At 66.7% G+C, this 21,640-nt stretch carries 22 protein-coding genes (1 of these 22 running past the window's edge); 18 read left to right on the top strand and 4 right to left on the bottom strand.

The window, feature by feature from the left end:
* The first annotated feature begins 96 nt into the window (after window positions 1-96).
* The 6 genes from M2319_RS05630 (at window position 97) to M2319_RS05605 (ending at window position 4,101) form a co-directional block, all read left to right on the top strand.
* Window positions 97-954 carry a peptidylprolyl isomerase gene (locus tag M2319_RS05630; RefSeq protein WP_264600470.1) on the top strand — a complete coding sequence of 286 codons (858 nt, stop codon included), beginning with the start codon at window positions 97-99 and terminating at the stop codon, window positions 952-954.
* A gap of 7 nt (window positions 955-961) precedes the next feature.
* Entirely contained in the window at window positions 962-2,203 is a 1,242-nt protein-coding gene (argJ, locus tag M2319_RS05625; RefSeq protein WP_264600469.1) for a bifunctional glutamate N-acetyltransferase/amino-acid acetyltransferase ArgJ, read from the top strand.
* Between the two features lie 6 nt (window positions 2,204-2,209).
* Window positions 2,210-2,998 (top strand): GNAT family N-acetyltransferase, encoded by a 789-nt coding sequence (locus tag M2319_RS05620; RefSeq protein ID WP_264600468.1) that lies wholly within the window; start codon window positions 2,210-2,212, stop codon window positions 2,996-2,998.
* The gene (locus M2319_RS05615; RefSeq protein WP_264600467.1) at window positions 2,995-3,393 is read left to right on the top strand and encodes a (deoxy)nucleoside triphosphate pyrophosphohydrolase; all 399 of its coding nucleotides are present in this window, start codon (window positions 2,995-2,997) and stop codon (window positions 3,391-3,393) included. Before M2319_RS05620 ends, M2319_RS05615 begins: the two co-directional genes overlap by 4 nt.
* A 43-nt stretch (window positions 3,394-3,436) precedes the next feature.
* Window positions 3,437-3,652, top strand: a complete 216-nt coding sequence (locus tag M2319_RS05610; RefSeq protein ID WP_264600466.1) for a Flp family type IVb pilin — start codon at window positions 3,437-3,439, stop codon at window positions 3,650-3,652.
* 80 nt (window positions 3,653-3,732) lie between these two features.
* The gene (locus M2319_RS05605; protein ID WP_264600465.1) at window positions 3,733-4,101 is read left to right on the top strand and encodes a Flp family type IVb pilin; all 369 of its coding nucleotides are present in this window, start codon (window positions 3,733-3,735) and stop codon (window positions 4,099-4,101) included.
* Here M2319_RS05605 and M2319_RS05600 read toward each other — a convergent pair.
* A complete protein-coding gene (locus tag M2319_RS05600) occupies window positions 4,085-4,978 on the bottom strand; it encodes a class I SAM-dependent methyltransferase (protein ID WP_264600464.1) in 894 nt (297 codons plus the stop codon). The two genes, M2319_RS05605 and M2319_RS05600, sit on opposite strands and share 17 nt — an antisense overlap.
* 134 nt (window positions 4,979-5,112) lie before the next feature.
* On the opposite strand from M2319_RS05600, the gene M2319_RS05595 reads away from it, so the two are divergent.
* Genes M2319_RS05595 through M2319_RS05580 form a run of 4 tightly spaced genes read left to right on the top strand, consistent with a single transcriptional unit; the run spans window position 5,113 to window position 7,676 of the window.
* On the top strand, window positions 5,113-5,922 hold the full coding sequence (locus M2319_RS05595) for a ComF family protein (RefSeq protein ID WP_406682081.1): 810 nt from the start codon (window positions 5,113-5,115) through the stop codon (window positions 5,920-5,922).
* A 60-nt stretch (window positions 5,923-5,982) separates the two neighbouring features.
* Window positions 5,983-6,240, top strand: coding sequence for a glutaredoxin 3 (gene grxC / locus M2319_RS05590; RefSeq protein ID WP_264600462.1), 258 nt, complete (start codon window positions 5,983-5,985; stop codon window positions 6,238-6,240).
* Between the two features lie 42 nt (window positions 6,241-6,282).
* On the top strand, window positions 6,283-7,137 hold the full coding sequence (locus M2319_RS05585) for a carbon-nitrogen hydrolase family protein (protein WP_264600461.1): 855 nt from the start codon (window positions 6,283-6,285) through the stop codon (window positions 7,135-7,137).
* Window positions 7,134-7,676 (top strand): DUF1178 family protein, encoded by a 543-nt coding sequence (locus tag M2319_RS05580; protein ID WP_264600460.1) that lies wholly within the window; start codon window positions 7,134-7,136, stop codon window positions 7,674-7,676. Before M2319_RS05585 ends, M2319_RS05580 begins: the two co-directional genes overlap by 4 nt.
* A gap of 26 nt (window positions 7,677-7,702) precedes the next feature.
* Here the strand turns inward: M2319_RS05580 and ubiG are convergent, their stop codons facing one another.
* On the bottom strand, window positions 7,703-8,488 hold the full coding sequence (gene ubiG / locus M2319_RS05575; RefSeq protein ID WP_264600459.1) for a bifunctional 2-polyprenyl-6-hydroxyphenol methylase/3-demethylubiquinol 3-O-methyltransferase UbiG: 786 nt from the start codon (window positions 8,486-8,488) through the stop codon (window positions 7,703-7,705).
* 178 nt (window positions 8,489-8,666) lie between these two features.
* Here ubiG and M2319_RS05570 point away from each other — a divergent pair, with 178 nt between their 5' ends.
* The 5 genes from M2319_RS05570 (at window position 8,667) to M2319_RS05550 (ending at window position 15,411) form a co-directional block, all read left to right on the top strand.
* Window positions 8,667-9,920, top strand: a complete 1,254-nt coding sequence (locus M2319_RS05570; RefSeq protein ID WP_264600458.1) for an aspartate kinase — start codon at window positions 8,667-8,669, stop codon at window positions 9,918-9,920.
* 85 nt (window positions 9,921-10,005) lie between these two features.
* Complete coding sequence (ptsP, locus tag M2319_RS05565) at window positions 10,006-12,273, top strand: phosphoenolpyruvate--protein phosphotransferase (protein ID WP_264600457.1); 2,268 nt, start codon at window positions 10,006-10,008, stop codon at window positions 12,271-12,273.
* A 66-nt stretch (window positions 12,274-12,339) separates the two neighbouring features.
* A complete protein-coding gene (gene prfA, locus M2319_RS05560; RefSeq protein WP_264600456.1) occupies window positions 12,340-13,416 on the top strand; it encodes a peptide chain release factor 1 in 1,077 nt (358 codons plus the stop codon).
* Window positions 13,409-14,320 carry a peptide chain release factor N(5)-glutamine methyltransferase gene (gene prmC / locus M2319_RS05555; RefSeq protein WP_264600455.1) on the top strand — a complete coding sequence of 304 codons (912 nt, stop codon included), beginning with the start codon at window positions 13,409-13,411 and terminating at the stop codon, window positions 14,318-14,320. Before prfA ends, prmC begins: the two co-directional genes overlap by 8 nt.
* 347 nt (window positions 14,321-14,667) lie before the next feature.
* Complete coding sequence (locus M2319_RS05550; RefSeq protein ID WP_264600454.1) at window positions 14,668-15,411, top strand: DUF4167 domain-containing protein; 744 nt, start codon at window positions 14,668-14,670, stop codon at window positions 15,409-15,411.
* 112 nt (window positions 15,412-15,523) lie between these two features.
* Here the strand turns inward: M2319_RS05550 and M2319_RS05545 are convergent, their stop codons facing one another.
* The gene (locus M2319_RS05545) at window positions 15,524-16,291 is read right to left on the bottom strand and encodes an MOSC domain-containing protein (RefSeq protein WP_264600453.1); all 768 of its coding nucleotides are present in this window, start codon (window positions 16,289-16,291) and stop codon (window positions 15,524-15,526) included.
* Between the two features lie 314 nt (window positions 16,292-16,605).
* Between M2319_RS05545 and clpB the strand changes: the two genes are divergently transcribed.
* The 3 genes from clpB to M2319_RS05530 all read left to right on the top strand — a co-directional run bounded on the left by clpB (window position 16,606) and on the right by M2319_RS05530 (window position 20,151).
* Complete coding sequence (gene clpB / locus M2319_RS05540; RefSeq protein WP_264600452.1) at window positions 16,606-19,215, top strand: ATP-dependent chaperone ClpB; 2,610 nt, start codon at window positions 16,606-16,608, stop codon at window positions 19,213-19,215.
* A 97-nt stretch (window positions 19,216-19,312) separates the two neighbouring features.
* Window positions 19,313-19,789: a GNAT family N-acetyltransferase gene (locus M2319_RS05535; RefSeq protein WP_264600451.1), complete on the top strand. Its 477-nt coding sequence runs from the start codon at window positions 19,313-19,315 to the stop codon at window positions 19,787-19,789.
* On the top strand, window positions 19,789-20,151 hold the full coding sequence (locus M2319_RS05530; protein ID WP_264600450.1) for an MmcQ/YjbR family DNA-binding protein: 363 nt from the start codon (window positions 19,789-19,791) through the stop codon (window positions 20,149-20,151). Before M2319_RS05535 ends, M2319_RS05530 begins: the two co-directional genes overlap by 1 nt.
* Window positions 20,152-20,169: 18 nt before the next feature.
* Here the strand turns inward: M2319_RS05530 and M2319_RS05525 are convergent, their stop codons facing one another.
* Window positions 20,170-21,640, bottom strand: partial view of a M23 family metallopeptidase gene (locus M2319_RS05525; RefSeq protein WP_264600449.1) — the 3' portion only. 431 nt of this gene lie beyond the right edge of the window; the window shows 1,471 of its 1,902 coding nt (coding positions 432-1,902); its start codon lies off the right edge, out of view — the gene reads right to left on this strand; the stop codon is at window positions 20,170-20,172.

Raw genomic sequence — 21,640 nt, 5'->3', positions numbered from 1 at the left:
CGGTATGTTGTCAACGCCACCGAATTCGGCATATCTGTCTGCCGCAAGCCCCGTGGAAACGGAATTGCGGCCCGTTTCCGAGCGAAAGGAATGACAATGCCATCCAGATCCCGCGTCAGCGCCGCCCTTTCGGCCGCTTTCCTGCTCCTTGCCACGCCTTCGGTGATGGTGCCCGCGAGCGCCCTTGCCGAGGATGCGGCCGTGGAGAACAACGTTCTTGCCAAGGTCGGTGACGGCGTCATCCGGGAGTCCGACCTCGCCTTTATGGCCGAGGACTTCCTCGCCGAGTTGCGCCGGGTGCCTGAAGACCAGCGCCGGCCGATCCTGGTCTCGGCCCTGATCGACATGCTGTTGATGTCCCAGGCCGCCGAAAAACAGGGCCTTGCCGAGAGCGAGGCGTTCAAGACGCGGATGAACTTCCTGAAGATGCGGGCGCTGCGCGACGCCTATGTGCAGGAAAACATCGCCGGCGCGATCGACGAGGCCGCGATCAAGGCGCGCTACGACAAGGACACCGCCGACTTCGAAGCGTCCGAAGAGCTGAAGGCGCGGCACATCCTCGTCAAGACCGAGGACGAGGCCAAGGACATCATCAAGCAGCTCGACGACGGCGCCGATTTCGCGGCGCTGGCGAAGGAGAAGTCGACCGGCCCGTCCGGCCCGAACGGCGGCGATCTCGGCTTCTTCACCAAGGGCCGGATGGTCAAGGAATTCGAGGACGCGGCCTTCCAGCTCGCCGCCGGCGAATACACCAAGGAGCCGGTGCAGACCCAGTTCGGCTGGCACGTCATCAAGGTCGAGGAGCGCCGCAAGCAGGAGCCGCCGGCCTTCGATCAGGTCAAGGACCGCATCCGCGAAAGCCTGATGCGCGAGAAGTACATCGAGTCCGTGGCCAAGCTGAAGGAAGACGCGACCATCGAACGGCTCGACGAAGCGGCCAAGAAGAGCGAATAGGCGCGCCATGGAGCTGACGCCCTCGCCGTTCGCGCCGGCCTCCTATCCCGAGCCGCCGGAGGTCGCCGGCGTGCGGCTGGCAACAGTCGCGGCCGGCATCAAGTACAAGGGCCGCACCGACGTGCTCGCCGTCGTCTTCGACGGCGGGGCCGAGGTTGCCGGCGTCTTCACGAAGTCGAAATGCGCCTCCGCGCCGGTCGACTGGTGCAAGCAGAACCTCGGCCACGGCCGGGCCGGGGCGCTTCTCGTCAATTCCGGCAACGCCAATGCCTTTACGGGAAAACGCGGTGCCGAGGCCGTGAAGCTTTCCGCCGACCAGATGGCGGCGGCGGCGGGCTGCACGCCTGAGGAGGTCTATCTCGCCTCCACAGGCGTCATCGGCGAGCCGCTCGATGCGACGAAGTTCGGGGCCGTCGTCGACGGGCTGGTGCGCGATGCGGTGTCCGGCCGGTTCCTGGACGCGGCCAAGGCGATCATGACCACCGACACTTTCGCGAAGGTGGCGACGGCGACGGCAAAGATCGGCGGCGTCGAGACGACGCTCGTCGGCATTGCCAAGGGCTCCGGCATGATCGCGCCGGACATGGCGACCATGCTGTCCTTCGTCTTCACCGATGCGCCGATCAAGGCGGCCGTACTGCAGAAGCTCCTTTCGCGCGGCGTGAAGGACTCGTTCAACGCCATCACCGTCGACGGCGATACCTCGACCAGCGACACGGTGCTGGCGTTCGCCACGGGTGCTGCCGCGACGCGCGGCGCGCCAGAGATTGCCGAGCCCGGCGACCGCCGGCTTTTCGCCTTCCGCAAGGCGTTTGACGGTCTCCTCCTCGACCTCGCCCACCAGGTGGTCAAGGACGGCGAGGGGGCGCGCAAGTTCGTTTCCATCACCGTTGAGGGCGCGACCTCCAAGGCGTCGGCCCGAAAGATCGGCATGGCGATCGCCAATTCGCCGCTGGTCAAGACCGCGATCGCCGGCGAGGACGCCAATTGGGGCCGCGTCGTCATGGCCGTCGGCAAGGCCGGCGAGCCGGCCGACCGGGACCGGCTGGCGATCTGGTTCGGCGACGTGCGCGTCGCCGTCGAGGGCGAGCGCGACCCGGACTATTCGGAGGCGGCCGCCTCGGCGGTGATGAAAGAGCCGGAGATCGCCATCCGCGTCGACCTCGGCCTCGGCAAGGGACGCGACACGGTGTGGACCTGCGACCTCACAAAGGGCTACATCGCCATCAACGGCGACTACCGGAGCTGACGGCACGTGGCCGATCCCGCCCTCGTCCGCCGCATCGAGGACGCCCAGCTCTCGGTCTGGCCGGGCGTCCGCACGGCGATCGACGGGAGCTGGATCGTCCGGATTTCCGGCGGCCACACCAACCGCGCCAACTCCCTCAACATTCTCGATCCCCATGACGGGGACGGGACGGACGAGCGGCTCGACTGGGTCTTTCGCCTCTATCGTCGCGCCGGCCTCGATCCGGTGGTCAGGGTAACGCCGCTGACGCCCGCGCCCGTCCTTGCCCGGACGGATGCGCTCGGGTTTGCGCGCTTCGGCGAGACGCTGATGCTGGTCCGCGACGCCCCTGCGGTGCCGGTCACGGAGGCCGCGACGCCGGCCCAGGCTGTCGAGGTCCTGGAGACGGCGACGGACGAGTTCCTCGGCGCTGTCGCCCGGTTCTCCAACCAGTCGGACCGGGAGCGGGCCGGCTTCTGGGCGATCCTGTCCGCGATGGCCGACGAGACCGTCTTCGTGCTCGCCCGCGACCGGGAGGGGATGCCCGCAAGCTGCCTGATCGCGGCGCTGCACCGGGATATTGCGACGGTCTTTGCGGTCGCCACCGACCCCGCCGCCCGGCGCCGCGGCCATGCGCGGGCCTGCCTTGGGGCGGCGTTCGCGTGGGCGGCAGGCGCCGGCGCCACGCTGTTCTGGATCGGCGTCGAAGTCGACAATGCCCCGGCGCGCGCCCTTTACGAAGGCTGCGGGTTCGCCGAGGCCTATCGCTATCACTACCGGCGGGCCCCCCGGCCTGCGGAGGAAGGGACCGGATGAATCTCCTTCTCGTCGTTGCCTGTGCGCTCATCGATGTGGACGGGCGGGTGCTGATCGCCCGGCGTCCCGAGGGCAAGGCGCTCGCAGGCCTGTGGGAATTTCCCGGCGGCAAGTTGGAGCCCGGCGAGCGGCCGGAAGATTCCCTGATCCGCGAACTCAACGAAGAGCTCGGCATCGACATCAATCCGGCCTGCCTCGCGCCGCTTACCTTCGCCAGCTACGCTTATGAGGATTTTCACCTTTTGATGCCACTTTACGTCTGCCGGAGATGGTCGGGAACGGTCGAGGCGCGCGAGGGGCAGGACCTGAAATGGGTGCGCCCGGCGCGGCTCAGGGATTATCCGATGCCGCCGGCGGACGAGCCGCTGATCCCGCACCTGATTGACCTGCTCTAGGCAATCACCTGCGGTGTCGCGGCCCATGCGCTGCGAGGCAGGAATGGCGGAAAAGACCTACCTTACGGTTTCAAAACGACAATTTTCCGATCTGCTACGGTGTTTTGCTGCCGACGAACGCGGCACGACCGCGATCGAATACGCGCTCGTTGCGATAATCACGGGCGTCATGGCGATCACCGCTATCAGCCAGTTGGGCACGGAGTTATCGGAAAACTACTTCGGGCGAATCCTGGAGATGTATCCGGGGTCCTCCTGAACGAAGCGGCTGCCCTGCAAGATTTCCGGCACACCGCGGCCATCGCGCCAATTCCGTCCTCGTCGTTACCGAAGTATTAAGTGCGATCCCGTATCGTCATCGGCGTTCGGCCGGCGCCTTGCGTGCTTGGCCGGCTGGTTTTCGTGTCGATGGAGTGTTCGCTCATGGGTCGGTTTCTTTCGGGCGCCCGCCGTTTCTGGCGCGATGAGCGCGGGATGGGCGCCCTTGATTTCGCGTTGATCTCGGCCTCGCTCGCGATGGCCCTGTCGGTGGGGTTGCTGGCGCTCGGCCTTGGTATTCAGCCGGCTAAGGAACGCCAATATGCGGAGGCGCCGGACGGCGTCGACATGCTGATCACCGGCTCAATCACCGCTGCCCGCAAGGACGCGGCGACGGCGCCGAGCGCGGTCACCTGCCCGCAACTGCCGCCGGTCATCCTGCGTCGCTAGGTTTTTCCGTATTGAGGGCATCGGCGAGACTTGCCCTCGCCGAGCCGGGCTTCAGCGGCTTTTGCTGGCTCTCGTCGGGTGCCCAGCCGGACAGCGAGATCACCTCGAAGGTGGCGCGGATGCGCCCGTCCGGATCGCTGAATTTCTCCGCATAGATTTCCGCCGCCCTCAGGAACAGGGCCTTCGGCGTCGGCGCCCGCCGGCGCTCGGCAAGGCAGTTGGCGGCGGCCATCGCCCGCAAGTCGCGGGCGAGGTCGAACAGCGTGTCGTAGCGCACGGTGAGGGCGTCGCGGTCGACGACCGGAAGGGCGAAGCCCGCCCGCTGCAATAGAGCGCCGGCATCGCGCACGTCCAGCGCCGGGGCAACGCGCGGGCTGATGCCGCCGGTGACCTCGATTTCGGCCTCGGTGAGCGCGATCCTCAGTTCGCTCAGTGTATCGCCGCCGATGACGGTGCCGAGGAACAGGCCGTCCGGCCGCAGCGCCTTGCGGATCTGGACGAGGGTTCCCGGCAGGTCGTTGACGAATTGCAGGGAGAGCGAGGAGACGACGAGGTCGAGGGACGATTCGGCAAAGGGCAGGATCTCGGCATCGATGGTGATGGGGATGCCCGGCGCCGGACCGCCTCCGGCGAGGTCGTCGGCGCGGATGAGCATGTCGACCTTGCCGGTTTCCAGGATGGCGCCCGTGGCCGCGCCCGCGATGCCGCCGAGGTCGACGGCGATGTCGAAGTCGCGGGTGACGGCCTTCAGCCTTTCGGCGAGGTCTTCGGCAACGATGCGGGCGAGGAAATCGGCCGGCTCGCCGCTGCGGGCAAGGGCCCGGCGGCGGCGCGTCTTCAGGAGTTCGCGATCAAAGACCCGGCTGTCGTCGGCCACACCTTCTCCTTTCGGCTTGCCGTTCCGTTGTGGTGGTTATGGGTCCGGGGAGCGCGATGGTCAAAGCCGATATGTCGATCGATGCTGCCGGCGCGGATGACGGAGACCGTTCTTCGCGCTATCGTTGTAGCATGATGCCGGATCCCGCCTTTGCCGATACTGCTATCGCGCCCGAACCGGGACGGCTTCGGCGTGCCGGCTCCGCGATCGGTTCCGCCGGGCGCGCGCTGTTCGATCTGGTTCTGCCGCCCGTTTGCATGGCCTGCCGGCAGCCGGTGGCGGTGGCCGATGCGCTGTGCGCGGACTGCTGGTCGCGGCTGACCCTGATCGACAAGCCCTATTGCGCCCGGCTCGGCATTCCGTTCTCCTACGATCTCGGCGAGGGCGCGCTCAGCGCCGAGGCGATCGCCGATCCGCCGCCGTTCGAGCGGGCGCGGGCCGCCGCCGTCTTCGACGACGTCGCCCGCGACATCGTCCATGGCTTCAAATATCGCGACCACACCGAGCATGTGCGCCTGATGGCGCGGCTGATGGCGCGGGCCGGGAGGGAACTCCTCATGGAGGCGGACGTCATCGTGCCGGTGCCGCTGCATCGCTGGCGGCTGTGGCGGCGGCGCTTCAACCAGGCGGCGCTGCTCGGGGCGGAAATTTCCCGGCTCGCCGGCGTAGCCTTCGACCCGCTCATCCTCCACCGCATTCGCGCCACCCAGCACCAGGTCGGGCTGACCGGCAGCGAGCGGGACCGCAATGTGCGCGGGGCATTCCGGGTGCCCGCGGAGCGGCGCCCGGCCGTCGCGGGCAAGCGGGTTCTTCTCATCGACGACGTGCTGACCTCCGGTGCCACGGTCAAGGCTTCGACCAGGGCGCTTCTTCGCGGCGGCGCACAATCGGTTGATGTACTTGTTTTCGCAAGGGTTGTCGGGAAGGAAACGGGCATAATATAAGAAAGAGAAGATATTGATCCCGGTTGCCTTTCCCGGCAGACCGGCCTGACGGAGACGTTGATGCCCGAAATCGTCATCTACACCCGCAAATTCTGCGGTTATTGCTCTTCGGCAAAACGCCTCCTTGCCGAAAAGGGCGCCGAGTTCACCGAGATCGATGCTACCTTCGACCCGTCGAAACGGCAGGAAATGATCAAAAGGGCGAATGGCGGCAGCACGTTTCCGCAGATATTTATCGGCGACGTCCATGTCGGGGGGTGCGACGAACTCTATGCGCTTGAGCGCCAGGGCAAGCTCGATCCGTTGCTCGCTGCATGATCCTCACGGGCGTTCTTTTGTTCCATTGATCAAGGTGACCGAATGGGCGCTTTTCAAGCCGCCTGTGTCCAGCTTCGGGCCGGACGAAGCGTTTCCAACAATATCGACGAGGCGGTTTCGCTGATCCGTCAGGCAGCGCTCGGCGGTGCCCGGTTCGTGCAGACGCCCGAGCAGACGGCGCTGATGGAGCTCGACCGCAAGATGTTGTTCGAGAACATCACGCCGGAAGCCTGCGATCGGAGCCTGGCACGGCTGAGGCGTCTCGCCGACGACCTCAATATCTGGCTCCATATCGGATCGCTGGCCGTGCGCGTCGGGCCCGACAAGGCCGCCAACCGCGGCTATCTGATCTCGCCGACCGGCGGGATCGCGGCCCGCTACGACAAGATCCACATGTTCGACGTCGATCTCGACGGCGGCGAATCCTATCGGGAATCGGCGACCTATCAGCCGGGCTCGGCCGTGGCCGTCGCCGACCTTCCCTGGATCCGCCTCGGCTTTTCGATCTGCTACGATTTGCGTTTTGCTTATCTCTACCGGGCGCTGGCACGGGCCGGGGCCGGGCTTTTGACCGCGCCGGCCGCCTTCACCAAGCAGACGGGCGCAGCCCACTGGCACGTGCTCCTGCGCGCCCGGGCGATCGAGACCGGCTCCTTCGTCATTGCAGCGGCCCAGGGCGGGCATCACGAGAACGGACGTGATACATTCGGGCACAGCCTGATCATCAACCCGTGGGGCGAGATCCTCGCCGAGGCCGGCACCGATCCCGGCGTCATCCAGGCGATGATCGATCCGGCCGAGGTGGATGCGGCCCGCAAGCGCATCCCGGCCCTGACCCACGACCGGGACATCGAGACGGAGGGGCTGCCCGGGCCTTTCGAAAGCACGAGCGAATGATCCGCTACCAACTCGTCTGCGGCAACGGCCACGACCTGGAGATCTGGTTCCGCGGCTCCGACGACTGCGACCGGCAGATCGCCGAGGGCGCGATCTCCTGTCCCCATTGCGGCAACCGCGAGATCGCCAAGCGGCTGATGGCGCCGTCGGTGGTGACGGCACGCTCGCGCGCGGCGCCGCCTGCGGACCAGGCGCATTCGGATGCGTCCTCGCAGGGCGGCGCGGCCCCGCAGCCGGCGGCCAAGGTTCCGGTGCCCGTCGCCGCGCCGGCACCCGCGCAGGCGCCTGAGATCTCCGGCCATCTCAGTGACAAGCAGATGACGAAGCTGGTCGAGATGGTGCGCGAGGTGAAGAAATTCGTCACCGAGAACGCGGAAAACGTCGGCAAGGAATTCCCGAAGGTCGCCCGGGCGATGCATTTCGGCGACGAGGAAAAGCGCGGCATCTACGGCGAGGCGACCCTCGAGGATGCCGCGGAGCTTCTGGAAGAGGGCATTGACGTTCTGCCGCTGCCGAGGCTGCCGGAAGAGCACAACTGACCGGCCGCGGCCGGTCGCGCCGCCGCCTATTCCATCGGCTTCTGTGTCGCCAGCATGTAGTTGACGCTCATGTCCGGCGAGGCGTTCCACTGGTCGCGCAGGGGATCGAAGACGATGCCGGAGCGGTCGATGACCTCGAGCCCGGCGGCCTCAAGCGAGGCCTGCAGTTCCGCCGGCTTCAGGAACTTTTCCCACTGGTGGGTGCCGCGCGGCAGCCAGCGCAGGATATATTCCGCGCCGACGATGGCCAGCGCATAGGCCTTCAGGGTGCGGTTGAGGGTGGCGACGGTCATGATCCCGCCCGGCTTCAGCAAGTCAGCGCAGGTCTTCAGGAAAAGGTCGACGTCGGCGACGTGCTCGACCACTTCCATGTTGAGGATGACGTCGAATTTTTCCCCGCCCGCGGCGATGTCTTCCGCCGTCGTCTGCCGGTAGTCGATCTCAACTCCGCTGCGCTCGGCATGGACCCGCGCGGTCTCGATGTTGTTGCGGGAGGGATCGGCGCCGACGACCGTTGCGCCGAGCCGCGCCATCGGTTCGGAAAGCAGCCCGCCGCCGCAGCCGATGTCGAGAAGCTTCAGGCCCTTCAGCGGTTTGTCCGCCTTGGCGTCGCGCCGCAACTGGCGGGTCACGGTGTCGCGGATATAGGCGAGCCGGACCGGATTGATCTTGTGCAGCGGCCGGAACTTGCCGGTCGGGTCCCACCAGGCGTCGGCCATGGCGGAGAACCGCGCGACCTCGTCGGCGTCGACTGTCCCCGTTTCCGCAAAGGGGGGCTCGGCCGTTTTCTTTTCCGGGGCGGCTGCGGTCATGGCGGGTCTCCGAAAGTGGCACGTCTCTAGGCGGGTAACTCGGGCCGACGGGCGCGGATGTCAAGCTGCAGATGTCGCCGTTGCGATGTCGGCGCGTTCTCTGTATTGATGCGCCGACCCGGCGCGGCCCAGTCGTGCCCCCGTCAATCCGAGGCAATCCGGACACGAGTTTCGCCCCATGGCCCGGCTGGTGATGAAATTTGGCGGCACGTCCGTCGCCGATATCGATCGTATTCGCAACGTGGCGCGCCACGTCAAGCGCGAGGTCGACGCAGGCCACCAGGTCGCCGTCGTCGTCTCGGCGATGGCCGGCGAGACCAATAAGCTGGTGGCGCTCGCCCGCGAGGCCTCGCCGCTGCACGATGCCCGCGAATACGACGCGGTGGTCGCCTCCGGCGAACAGGTGTCGTCCGGGCTCCTTGCCCTGGTGCTGCAGGCGATGGGCGTCGATGCCCGCTCCTGGCAGGGCTGGCAGATCCCGATCAAGACCGATGCGGCGCACAGCGTGGCGCGCATCGAGGAGATCGACGGCGGGCGGCTGATCGAGCGGCTGGAACAGAATCAGGTCGCTGTGGTCGCCGGCTTCCAGGGCATTTCCCCGGACAACCGCATCGCGACATTGGGGCGCGGCGGCTCCGATACCAGCGCGGTGGCGATCGCCGCGGCCATCAACGCGGACCGCTGCGACATCTACACCGACGTCGACGGCGTCTACACCACCGATCCGCGGATCGTCGCCCGGGCGCGGCGGCTTGAAAAAGTCTCCTTTGAGGAGATGCTGGAAATGGCCTCGCTCGGCGCCAAGGTGCTGCAGGTGCGCTCCGTCGAGCTTGCCATGGTCAAGGGCGTCCGAGTCATGGTGCGCTCCAGCTTCGAGGATCCGGCAACGGCCACGGACGGCGCCAACGGATTGCCACATGGAACCCTTATCTGCGACGAGGACGAAATCGTGGAACAGCAGGTCGTCACCGGAATCGCCTATTCCAAGGAAGAGGCGCAGATATCGATCCGCGGCGTTGCCGACAAGCCGGGCGTTGCCGCCGACGTCTTCGTCAGGCTCGCCGATGCGCATATCAATGTCGACATGATCGTGCAGAACGTCTCGCCGGACGGATCGACCACGGACATCACCTTCACGGTGCCCGACAGCAGCTACGACCAGGCCAAGCAGGTCATCGAATCGGCCCGCAACACGCTCACCTATACCGAGATCGAGGGCGTGCGCGACGTGGTCAAGGTCTCCGTCGTTGGCGTCGGCATGCGCTCGCACGCCGGCGTTGCGGCCCGCGCCTTCCAGGCTCTTGCCGACCGGAATATCAATATTCTGGCGATCTCCACCTCGGAAATTAAGATTTCCGTATTGATCGACCAAGCCTATACCGAACTTGCGGTGCGGACTTTGCATTCGGTATACGGACTCGACAAACAGTAACAACGCGCGGCTGGCGACCCGTCGTTTTTCTTCCGGCAATCGATATCCTTGATCCTGCCGGCCGCGGCACGGAGACACCTAGGCGATGCGCAGGACGCTCGCCGGACCAAGACTGTTGCTCCGCCGTCTTCGTGAGGTGATGGCCGAGGAGATCAGTCCTCAGGAACGGCTCGACAAAATCGTGGTGCTGATCGCTGCCAACATGGTGGCGGAAGTCTGCTCGATCTATTTGCTTCGGGCCGACCGGCAGCTCGAGCTGTTCGCCACGGAAGGCCTCAACCGGACCGCCGTCCACCGCACCAGCCTCAGGCTCGGCGAAGGCCTCGTCGGCTTGATCGCGGCCGAGGCCGAGCCGCTCAACCTCACCGACGCCAGCGCCCATCCGTCTTTTGCCTACAAGCCGGAGACGGGCGAGGAGATCTACCACTCCTTTCTCGGCGTGCCGGTGCTGCGCGCCGGCCAGACGCTCGGCGTCCTCGTCGTCCAGAACCGGGCCAAGCGCACCTATACCGACGAGGAGATCGAGGCGCTGCAGACGACGGCGATGGTGATCGCCGAGATGGTCGCCGCGCGTGAGCCAGGGGCGATGTTCCCGCAGGCGAACCAGCTCGATGCGCGCCGGACCATGCAGATCGAGGGCCAGCCGCTGGCCGACGGCGTCGGCCTCGGCGAGGTCGTGCTGCACGAGCCGCGGGTGGTCGTCACCAACCTCATTGCCGAGGACGCCAACACCGAGCTCGACCGTCTGGAAGCCGCCGTCGACAAGCTGCGGCTGTCGCTCGACCGGATGCTGGCGAGCCGCGACGTCGCCCATCACGGCGAGCACCGGGACGTCCTGGAAGCCTACCGCATGTTTGCCAACGACCGCGGCTGGGTGCGGCGCATCGAGGAGGCGATCGGCAACGGCCTGACCGCCGAGGCGGCGGTGGAAAAGGTCCAGAACGACACCCGGGCGCGGATGATGCGCCAGACCGACCCCTATTTGCGCGAGCGGCTGCACGACATCGACGACCTGACCAACCGCTTGCTGCGCGAACTGGTCGGCGTGCCGATGTCGATCTCGGCCAAGGACCTGCCGAAGGACGCCATCATCGTCGCCCGCAACATGGGGGCCGCCGAACTCCTCGACTATGAGCGCGGCCGGGTGCGCGGCCTCGTCTTCGAAGAGGCGGGACCGACGAGCCATGCGACGATCATCGCCCGGGCGCTCGGCATTCCCGCCGTCGGCCAGGTCGCGGGCGTCACATCGCTCTGCGAATCGGGCGATTCCATCATCGCCGATGGCAGCACCGGCGTCGTCCAGTTGCGCCCGCCGACGGACGTCCAGAACGCCTATGCGGAAAAGGTCCGGTTCCGGGCGCGGCGCCAGGCCCAGTACAAGCGGCTGCGGCACCGCCCGTCCGTCACCCTCGACGGCGAGGAAATTTCGCTGATGCTGAATGCGGGCCTCACCGTCGACCTGCCGCATCTGGAGGAGGCGGGGGCCGCCGGCATCGGGCTGTTCCGCACCGAGATCCCGTTCATGGTCGCCCAGACCTTTCCGCGCATGCGCGAGCAGACCGGGCTCTATGAGAACGTCATTTCGGCCGCGGGCGAGCGCCCCGTCGTGTTCCGCACCCTCGATATCGGCGGTGACAAGGTGCTGCCGTATCTGCGCGCGGTGCAGGAGGAGAATCCGGCAATGGGCTGGCGCGCCGTGCGCCTCGGCCTCGACCGGCCGGCGCTCCTGCGCACCCAGCAGCGGGCGCTGCTGCGCGCCTCGGCGGGTCGGCGCCTCAGGCTGATGTTCCCGATGGTGACGGAGACCGGCGAGTTCGAGCAGGCGCGCGCGATCCTTGAGCGCGACAAGCTGCACCTGAAGAAGCACGGCCACGACGTCCCGGCCGAGATCAAGCTCGGCACCATGATCGAGGTGCCCTCGCTGCTGTTCGAGCTCGACGAGCTGTTCCGCATCGTCGATTTCGCCTCGGTCGGCTCCAACGACCTGTTCCATTTCCTCACCGCCACCGACCGCGGCAATCCGCGGGTGGCGGAGCGCTACGACGCCATGTCGGCGCCGTTCCTGCGCGTCCTGAAGACCATCGTCGACCGGGCGGCCGTTGCCGACGTGCCGCTCAGCATCTGCGGCGAGATGGCCGGCCGGCCGCTGGAGGCGATGGCGCTGATCGCGCTCGGCTACCGCACGCTCTCCATGTCGCCCTCGGCGATCGGCCCGGTGAAGGCGATGCTGCGCAAGCTGAAGGCGAACGAACTGCGCGCGCGCTTGCTTCCGCGGCTGGAGGCCGGGCGCTGGGACGGCGATCTGCGCCTGTTCCTGAAAAGCTACGCCGACGACCAGAACATTCCCGTCTAGCGCATCTGGCGCTGGACCCCGCACGGGCACGGCGGTGCCTGTGCCCGACCCATCCGGACAAGAAGAATGCTCGCACAGGAAAAACTCGACAGTCTCATTACCCGCTTCTCCAACCTGGAACAGGCGATGGCGGAAAACCCCGAGCCGGAGATCTATATCCGGCTGTCGCGGGAATACGCCGAGATGCAGCCGGTCGTGGAAAAGATCCGGGCGCTGCAGTCCGCGCGCGCCGATCTTTCCGGCCTCGACGAACTGCTTGAGGACGGCGATACCGACAGGGAAATGCGCGAGCTCGCCGAGGCGGAGCGTCCGGACCTTGAGGAGACGGTCGAGCGGCTCTTGCAGGAGATTCAATTCGCGCTCCTGCCCAAGGACGTGGCCGACGACAAGAACGTCATCATCGAGGTGCGCGCCGGCACCGGCGGCGACGAGGCGGCGCTGTTCGCCGGCGATCTCTATCGCATGTACGAACGCTATGCGGCGCTGCGCGGCTGGAAGGTGGAGGAGATGTCGGCGACCGAGGGCGAGGTCGGCGGCTACAAGGAGATCATCGCGACGATCACCGGGGCGGGCGTCTTTGCCCGGCTGAAGTTCGAATCGGGTGTCCACCGGGTGCAGCGGGTGCCGGCAACGGAATCGGGCGGGCGCATCCATACGTCGGCGGCGACCGTTGCGGTGCTGCCGAAGGCGGAAGACGTCGACATCGAGATCCGCAACGAGGACATCCGCATCGACACCATGCGCGCCTCCGGCGCCGGCGGCCAGCACGTCAACACGACGGACTCCGCCGTGCGCATCACCCATATCCCGACCGGCATCGTTGTCGTCCAGGCGGAAAAGTCGCAGCACCAGAACCGGGCCCGGGCGATGGAAATCCTGCGCACGCGCCTGTTCGACATGGAGCGCCAGAAGGCGGCCGACGAGCGAGCCGAGGCGCGGCGCGTCCAGGTCGGCTCCGGCGACCGCTCGGAGCGCATCCGCACCTACAATTTCCCGCAAGGCCGGGTGACCGATCACCGCATCGGCCTCACGCTCTACAAGCTCAACGAGATCCTCATCGGCGAGGGTCTCGACGAGCTGATCGACGCGCTCATCACCGATCACCAGGCAACGCTGCTGGCGGCCGTTGAAGAAGATGCCTGACGGGCCGGTCCGGCTCGGCGACCTTTTACGGCAGGTCCGGGCCCGGCTGGCGCAAGCGGGCATCGAGGGCACGGAGACGGACGCGCGCCTTCTCGTCGGTGCCGCCCTCGATATTGCGCCGCTCCGGCTGGCGCTGGAGGCGGATCGTTTCGTCACATCTTCGGAATGCACGCGGATCGAGAACCTTGTTGCCCGGCGCGCCGCGCGCGAGCCTGTCGGACGCATCCTCGGCACGCGGGAGTTCTGGGGCCATTCGTTCAGGCTGTCGCCGGACACGCTGGAGCCGCGGGCCGATACCGAAACGGTGGTCGAGGCTGCGCTCGGCTTCCTCGACGACACCGGCCGCCGATCGGCGCCGCTGCGGATCGCCGACCTCGGCACAGGGTCCGGCGCGCTTCTCGTCGCGCTCCTGTCGGAATGTCCGAAGGCCGAAGGCATCGGGACCGATCTAGCGCCCGGCGCACTCGCCATGGCGCGGGAAAATGCGGTTGCGGCCGGCGTCGGCGACCGCGCGGCCTTTGCCGCCATGAACTACGGCGACGGGCTGCGCCCCGGTTTCGACCTCGTCCTCTCCAACCCGCCCTATATCGCCAGCGGCGAGATCGCCGGGCTCGACCCGGAGGTGCGCGATCACGATCCGGCCCGTGCGCTCGACGGCGGTGCCGACGGGCTGAACGCCTACCGTGCAATCGCCGCGGATGCAGCGCGCCTGCTCGCCCCCGGCGGCGGGCTTGTCGTTGAGACCGGTGCCGGGCAGGCCGGCGATGTTGCGGGGTTGTTCACGGATGTCGGTCTTGCCGGCGTTTCTGTATACACGGACCTTGCCGGACACGACCGGGTTGTTGCGGCGCGTCGCCCCGATTGCGGCAAAAGAACCGCAGGTATTAGGCAAAACGGAAATTAGCGCTTGGAAAATTGAGGCGGACCGGCTAGGTTCACCTCGCCGAAGCACTGCATGAGGCCCCGGCGCAGCACAATTTTCGCCGCGCAAACGTTTCGGGAAACGGGTAGCAGGGGCTCATGCCGACAACCGAACTTCGATCTTGACCTTGACTGCGTGGTCCATCGATCGCCCCTGACGGGTGGTTGCAGGGAGCAGAACGCGAGGGATTTCGGTCGGACTTTCGGTTTTTCGATTGATCGGATCTCGACCCTTTTCGGACGGGCGATCTCTTATCCTGGACCGTGGTTCCCAAGCCCGGTCGCGTTGAGGGACTCTCAGCACCTTTTTCCGAAAGAGACTACGGCGTAATGAGGCAGAACAACCAGAACAAGCGCGTTCGGGGCCGGACCCGCAAGGGTCCGAATCCGCTGACGCGGTCCTACGAATCGAACGGTCCCGATGTGAAAATCCGCGGATCGGCCATGCATGTCGCGGAAAAATACGTCCAGCTCGCCCGCGATGCGCAATCCGCAGGCGACCGCGTCATGGCGGAGAACTACCTGCAGCACGCCGAGCATTATTTCCGGATCATTGCCGCGGCACAGGGCGCCAACAATCCCCAGCGCGACAACGACCAGCCCTACCAGGGCAATCAGGGCAATGGCGCTGATGCCGAGGGCGGCAACAACGGCTCGGGTCCGTCCGGGCAGTCCCGGCAGGTGATGGCCGCCGATGCCCCGCAACCCTTCGTCGACGCCATGCCCGGCGTCAACACCAAGGGCGGCAACGGCTCCAAGCCGCCGAAGGGCTCCTCCGGCGACGACGCCGGGTCCGAGGCTCCGGCCAAGGCCGAAGAGGCCAAGGGCAGCGACGACAAAGCCGGTGAGGACAAGGCCAGCGAAGCCAAGGCTGAAGAGGCGATGTCCGCTGACGCCGGCGAGGATGCCCCGAAGCCGAAGCGCCGGGTGCGCGGCACGCGCGGGCGCGGCAGTCGCAAGACCAAGGCCGAGGACGGCGCGGATGGCGGCGACGAGGCCAAGGGCGCCGAGGCCAAGTCCGACGGCGGCGAGACCAAGGCGGATTCCGCGGAAGGCGCCGTCTCGGAGGCCTGACCCGCGCTTTGCGCCCTTGCACCTGTCAACGTGCAGGCGCCGGCAAAGGACTTTTTTCGCCAGCTTATTTGCGGCGCCGGACGGTCACGTCCGGCGCCGTTTGCTTTTCTGCCTACAGGACTTTCAAAGCGTCGCCGGGGGCGATGGCACCCGGTTCGACGACCCGGGCGAACACCCCGCAATCGATGTGGCCGAAGGTCTCGCGCAGGCGCGCGATGACCGGCCGGTTGCGCTCGCCGGTCTCAAGGTCGACCTCGGTGGCAGCGCAGCGGTCGATGCGCTTTTCCACCTCCAGCACCGCTCTATCGCCGACTCTGATCCGCTTGCCGACGAGATCGTTCTCGGCCCAGGCCTCCATGCCGTCGAGGGTCAGATTGCCGCGGAAGCGCACCGGATCGAGCGGGCCGCCGGCGACGTCGGCGATGGCGTTGACGGTGGCAAGGTTGATCAGTGAGATCAGCGGCCCGGACTGGTCGGTGAACTGGACGTCGCCGCCGGCGATCAGCCGCGGCTGTCGCGGCAGGGGCGGCTCGAAGAAGTTCTGGAACGCGGTTTCGATACGTTCCCGGTCGGCGGCATCGGAAATGACGCCCTCGGCGAAGGGCGCGCCACTGCGGGTCACTTCCAGCCGTCCGGTCTCAGGATCGAACCGGCTCTTCAGGACGGCGAGTGCCGGAAAGAGGGCGAGCTGCAGGAAATAGGACTTCTTGCGGAACTCCGGATGGTCCGGGTCTATCCCCGAATCGCGAAATTCCAGGGCGATCGCCCGGTCGCCGGGGAGCGGGCGGTCCACCTGCAACGCCACGCGGTCCAACGGTTCGGCGGAAAGGCCCTTGACCGGAAAGCGGTAAAGGCCGGCGATTTTCGCGATCGACGTCATCGTCTTTGTCCTGTGGGCTGGAATATCGGCGGATTGGCGGCCACCATATAGCGCGCCCGCGCGGCGGGCGAGAGCCAATCCCGGCGGCTTTTGGGCCAATTTGGCTTGCGGTCCGCCGCGCGGCCGACTTCTCTGCCGTACCCTCTTCTGTTACCGATCTGCAACACTATATTGAGGACGTCCCGGCGCGTGCCGGGGCCGATCCGGGTCCGCGTCCTGCCGCTATCGGGGGATGCGGGGCGGACATCTGTCAACGGCCGGACGTCACCGGTTCCCGTGCTTCGGACGGGTCGGGGCGGGCTCAGGAGGTCATGATGAATTTCGAGAAATATACCGAACGTGCGCGCGGGTTCATTCAATCCGCCCAGAACGCGGCCCTTTCCAGGGGCCACCAGCAATTCACGCCCGAGCACATCCTGAAGGTGCTGCTCGACGATCCGGAGGGCATGTCGGCCCGGCTTATCGAGGCCGCCGGCGGCCGCCCGCGCCGGGCGCTCACCGCCGTGGATCTCGCGCTCGACAAGATGCCGAAGGTGAGCGGTGGCGAAGGCCAGCTCTATCTCGCCGGTCCCACCGCCAAGGTCTTCAACACCGCCGAGGAACTCGCCAAGAAGGCGGGCGACTCGTTCGTCACCGTGGAGCGCCTGCTGTTGGCGCTGGCCATGGAGAAGGAAGCGGAAAGCTCGAAGATCCTGAAGGAGGCCGGCGTTACGCCGACCGGCCTCAACGAGGCGATCAACGAGATTCGCAAGGGCCGCACGGCCGATTCGGCGTCGGCCGAATCGGGCTACGACGCCCTGAAGAAATATGCCCGCGACCTGACGGAAGTCGCCGCGGACGGAAAGCTCGACCCCGTCATCGGGCGGGATGAGGAAATCCGCCGCACGATCCAGGTGCTGTCGCGCCGGACCAAGAACAATCCGGTGCTGATCGGCGAGCCGGGCGTCGGCAAGACCGCGATTGCCGAGGGCCTGGCGCTGCGTATCGTCAATGGCGACGTGCCGGAGAGCCTGAAGGACAAGAAGCTGCTGGCCCTCGACATGGGCGCGCTGATCGCCGGCGCGAAATATCGCGGCGAGTTCGAGGAGCGGCTGAAGGCCGTTCTTTCGGAAATCCAGGCGGCGGGCGGCCAGGTGATCCTCTTCATCGATGAAATGCACACCCTCGTCGGCGCCGGCAAGGCGGAAGGGGCGATGGACGCCTCCAACCTCCTGAAGCCGGCTCTCGCCCGCGGCGAACTGCACTGCGTCGGCGCCACCACGCTCGACGAATACCGCAAGCATGTGGAAAAGGACGCCGCCCTCGCACGGCGCTTCCAGCCGGTGTTCGTCTCCGAGCCGACGGTGACCGATACCGTGTCGATCCTGCGCGGCCTGAAGGAAAAATACGAGCTGCACCATGGCGTCAGGGTCACCGACTCCGCGCTGGTCGCCGCCGCGACCCTGTCGAATCGCTACATCACCGACCGGTTCCTGCCGGACAAGGCTATCGACCTCGTCGACGAGGCCGCCTCGCGGCTGCGCATGCAGGTCGATTCCAAGCCGGAGGAACTGGACGAACTCGATCGGCGCATCATCCAGCTCAAGATCGAGCGCGAGGCGCTGAAGAAGGAGACCGACCAGGCCTCCAAGGACCGGCTGGAGCGGCTCGATCGCGAGCTTGTCGACCTGGAAGAAAAGTCTGCCGGGCTGACCGCGCGCTGGCGGGCGGAGAAGGACAAGCTGTCCTCGGCCCAGCAGATCAAGGCGGCGCTCGACGAGGCCCGCGGCGACCTGGAGCGGGCGCAGCGCGAGGGCAACCTCGCCAAGGCGGGCGAGATCGCCTATGGCCGGATTCCGGAACTGGAAAAGCGGCTGGCCGAAACCGAAGCGGCGGAGGGCAGCGCGGCCGAGCCGGGCGCGATGGTGGAGGAGGCGGTGACGCCGGACCACATCGCCCAGATCGTCTCACGCTGGACCGGCATTCCCGTCGACAAGATGCTGGAAGGCGAACGCGACAAGCTGCTCCGGATGGAAGAGGCGATCGCCAAGCGCGTCGTCGGCCAGGAGGAAGCGGTCGAGGCCGTCTCCACGGCCGTGCGCCGCGCCCGCGCCGGCCTGCAGGACCCGAACCGGCCGATCGGCTCGTTCATGTTCCTCGGCCCGACCGGCGTCGGCAAGACCGAGCTGACCAAGGCCCTGGCCGCGTTCCTGTTCGACGACGAGACGGCGATGGCTCGCATCGACATGTCGGAATACATGGAGAAACATTCCGTCGCCCGTCTGATCGGCGCGCCTCCGGGCTATGTCGGCTATGAGGAGGGCGGGGCGCTGACGGAGACGGTTCGGCGCCGGCCGTACCAGGTGATTCTGTTCGACGAGGTCGAAAAGGCGCACCACGACGTCTTCAACGTGCTCCTGCAGGTGCTCGACGACGGCCGGCTGACGGATGGACAGGGCCGCACCGTCGACTTCCGCAACACGCTGATCATCATGACCTCCAACCTCGGCTCGGAGTTCCTGGCCGAGCAGCCGGAGGGGGCGGATGTCGAGGGCGCGCGCGATGCGGTGATGGACGTCGTCCGGTCGCATTTCCGGCCGGAGTTCCTCAACCGGCTCGACGAGATCATCCTGTTCCATCGCCTGAAGCGCGAGCAGATGGGCGCGATCGTCGATATCCAGCTCGTCCGGCTGCAGAAGCTGCTGGACGACCGCAAGATCGTGCTGGAGCTGGATGAGGGCGCCCGCGCCTGGCTCGCCGACAAGGGCTACGACCCGGTCTATGGCGCGCGGCCGCTGAAGCGGGTGATCCAGCGCTTCGTGCAGAACCCGCTGGCGGAGCGCATTCTTGCAGGCGACGTGGCCGACGGCCAAACCGTCAAGGTGACGACTGCGGACGATGCGCTCGACTTCGAGGTGGTGACGGACGACCGCCAGGCCGCCTGACGACAGGCACCTTCGTGCAAGGTAGAATCGGGCCGGCGGCGGGATTGCCGCCGGCCCATCCAATTCGGTCGCTGGGATTTGCTTTCGGGGAAGATCGATGTCCGACGAGGTTTGCTATCGGCAGATGGAGAGGGGGCAAGAGCCTGTCGTCTTTTCCCTGATCCAGCGGGTTTTCGACGCCTGCGTCGCGCCGCACTATTCGCCGTCCGGCGTTGCCCGGTTCTACGCGCAGGTTTCCGAAACGTCGTTGCGGGAAAAGGCTGAGGACCCTGTCGGCGGCGTATTCGTTGCCGCAAAGGGGGCGGTGCTTGTCGGCATGGTGGCATTGGCGCGCGGACACCATATCGCGCTGCTCTTCGTTGCTCCCGAATACCAGGGCAAAGGGATCGGTCGCGCCCTGGTCGCGCTCGCGGCCGAGCGTTGCCGCGAGATCGATCGCCACGGCAAGACGATGACCGTCAACGCTTCGCCGAATTCGGTCCCGTTCTATGAAAAGGCCGACTTTGTCCCGGCCAGCGGCGAAAGGGACGATAACGGTCTGCGCTTCACGCCGATGACGAAGCCAATGTCATGATGAGTTACGAGACTTTCGATGCCTTCTGCGGCAGCCTGCGGGCAGCGACATATGTCGAGCAGTGGGGCGGGGCGCATGTCTGGAAGGTCGGCGGCAAGGTGTTCGCCATCGCCGGCTGGTCGAAGGGCGAGGTGCCCTTCATCACCTTCAAATGCAGCGAGCTCGCCTACCGGATCCTGAGGGAGCAGCCGGGCCTGAGGCCGGCGCCGTATCTGTCGCCGCGCAGCCCTACCTGGATCCAGATGCATGACGATCCGGGGCTTTCGGACGACGACCTGAAGGCCTATCTCGCCGAATCCCACCGCATCGTCGTGGCCAAGCTGACGCGCAGGCAACGGGCCGATCTCGGCCTTTCGGGCTGATGCGGCTGTTTCTCTAACTCAGTTGGTGGCGATGAGGCGCTGCTGGCTCGGGTCCTTGGCGAGCAGGGCGTCGATGTGGTTGCGCTCCTGCTCGAAGGAGGTCAGGACCTCGTCGGTCAGCACGCGGCCGCGCGGCAGGCGGATGCGCAACGGGTTGACGTGGCGGCCGTTGACCATGACCTCGTAGTGCAGGTGCGGTCCGGTCGACAGGCCGGTGGAGCCGACGAAGCCGATCACCTGGCCCTGGCGGATGCGCTGGCCGGAATGGATGCCTTTGGCAAAGCCCGACATGTGGCCGTAGCCGGTGGCGTAGCCGTTGGAGTGGCGGATCTTCACCCAGCGGCCGTAGCCGGACTTCCATTTGGCCTCTTCGATGACGCCGTTGCCGGATGCCATGACCGGGGTGCCGCGCGGGGCCGCCCAGTCGACGCCTTTGTGCATGCGCGCATAGCCGAGGATCGGGTGGCGCCGGCTGCCGAAGCCGGAGCGGAACTTGCCGCGCGACATCGGCTTGCGCATCAGGAACTTCTTCGAACTCTTGCCGGTCTCGTCATAGTAGTCGACGGCGCCGTCGTCCGGCGTCTTGAAGCGGTAGAATCGGCGCTCGTTGGACTTCAGCGTCAGCGAGGCGAACAGGATCTCCTTGGCCGAGCCGGGGTCGCGCTCGTCGGCCAGCGCATAGAACACCTCCAGCTTGTCGGCCGGGCTGACGCGGGTGTTGAAGTCGACCTCGAACGAGAAGATGCGGATCATGTCGTTGATCAGCGCGACCGGAATCTGCTGCTCCATGCCGGTCTGGTAGATGCTCTCATAAAGACTGAGCGCGGGGCCGCCCTTGTAGACGGCGGGCTGCTGCGGCTCTTCCTCTTCCGCGGCCGCGGTGACGATCGGCGGCGGCTCGTTGGCCGGCACGTAGAAGCCGTCGTCGGAGCGGGCGACCGTGGCGATATGCTTTTCGCCGTCATAGATGCTGATGCGCACCGGGATCGAGCGGTCGATGTCGATCTCGGCCTCATCGATGCCGAGGCGAACGCGGCCGTTCTCCGGCGGCTTGCCGATGCGGAAGACGCGGCCGAGCACGGCGGTGATCTCCTCGGCCTCGTCGTCGGTGGAGCCGTTGCCGGTCAACAGGTCCTTCAGGGACGTGTTGTCGTCGACGTCGATGACCTTTTCCTGCAGGCCCGGGGTGATGTCCGCCGTCGGCTCCTCGGTCTTGGCGACGAAGGAGACGTTCTCCGGCACGATGCGGATGGCGAAACGGCCGAGCGCGGAGGGCCGCTTGGCCAGTTCGAAGTCGAACCGGTCCGGGTTGATCCGGGGCAGGGAAGCGACCTGCAGGTTCTCGCCGGTCGGGTTGACGGCGTGGCGCCGCACCATCGCCTCGATCTCCGGCTCGCTCGGTGCGGCGTCGGCATCGATCAGCGGATTGTCCTTGGGGAAGTCGCGAACGGTGATCGCGACCTCGCCATCGACCTCCGCGCCGTAGATC

Origin of the sequence: Rhodobium gokarnense (genome assembly GCF_025961475.1) — a bacterium.
Lineage (GTDB): Bacteria > Pseudomonadota > Alphaproteobacteria > Rhizobiales > Rhodobiaceae > Rhodobium > Rhodobium gokarnense.
This window is presented reverse-complemented; position numbering and strand designations above follow the sequence as displayed.

Excerpts from the sequence above, each read along its gene's own strand:
- M2319_RS05580 (WP_264600460.1), top strand. The coding sequence starts at position 7,134 with ATGATCCGCTACCAACTCGTCTGCGGCAACGGCCACGACCTGGAGATC.
- M2319_RS05615 (WP_264600467.1), top strand. The coding sequence starts at position 2,995 with ATGAATCTCCTTCTCGTCGTTGCCTGTGCGCTCATCGATGTGGACGGG.
- M2319_RS05530 (WP_264600450.1), top strand. The coding sequence starts at position 19,789 with ATGAGTTACGAGACTTTCGATGCCTTCTGCGGCAGCCTGCGGGCAGCG.
- clpB (WP_264600452.1), top strand. The coding sequence starts at position 16,606 with ATGAATTTCGAGAAATATACCGAACGTGCGCGCGGGTTCATTCAATCC.
- prmC (WP_264600455.1), top strand. The coding sequence starts at position 13,409 with ATGCCTGACGGGCCGGTCCGGCTCGGCGACCTTTTACGGCAGGTCCGG.
- argJ (WP_264600469.1), top strand. The coding sequence starts at position 962 with ATGGAGCTGACGCCCTCGCCGTTCGCGCCGGCCTCCTATCCCGAGCCG.
- M2319_RS05550 (WP_264600454.1), top strand. The coding sequence starts at position 14,668 with ATGAGGCAGAACAACCAGAACAAGCGCGTTCGGGGCCGGACCCGCAAG.
- M2319_RS05545 (WP_264600453.1), bottom strand. The coding sequence starts at position 16,291 with ATGACGTCGATCGCGAAAATCGCCGGCCTTTACCGCTTTCCGGTCAAG.
- M2319_RS05535 (WP_264600451.1), top strand. The coding sequence starts at position 19,313 with ATGTCCGACGAGGTTTGCTATCGGCAGATGGAGAGGGGGCAAGAGCCT.
- M2319_RS05585 (WP_264600461.1), top strand. The coding sequence starts at position 6,283 with ATGGGCGCTTTTCAAGCCGCCTGTGTCCAGCTTCGGGCCGGACGAAGC.
- M2319_RS05595 (WP_406682081.1), top strand. The coding sequence starts at position 5,113 with ATGCCGGATCCCGCCTTTGCCGATACTGCTATCGCGCCCGAACCGGGA.
- M2319_RS05630 (WP_264600470.1), top strand. The coding sequence starts at position 97 with ATGCCATCCAGATCCCGCGTCAGCGCCGCCCTTTCGGCCGCTTTCCTG.
- M2319_RS05610 (WP_264600466.1), top strand. The coding sequence starts at position 3,437 with ATGGCGGAAAAGACCTACCTTACGGTTTCAAAACGACAATTTTCCGAT.
- prfA (WP_264600456.1), top strand. The coding sequence starts at position 12,340 with ATGCTCGCACAGGAAAAACTCGACAGTCTCATTACCCGCTTCTCCAAC.
- ptsP (WP_264600457.1), top strand. The coding sequence starts at position 10,006 with ATGCGCAGGACGCTCGCCGGACCAAGACTGTTGCTCCGCCGTCTTCGT.
- M2319_RS05570 (WP_264600458.1), top strand. The coding sequence starts at position 8,667 with ATGGCCCGGCTGGTGATGAAATTTGGCGGCACGTCCGTCGCCGATATC.
- grxC (WP_264600462.1), top strand. The coding sequence starts at position 5,983 with ATGCCCGAAATCGTCATCTACACCCGCAAATTCTGCGGTTATTGCTCT.
- ubiG (WP_264600459.1), bottom strand. The coding sequence starts at position 8,488 with ATGACCGCAGCCGCCCCGGAAAAGAAAACGGCCGAGCCCCCCTTTGCG.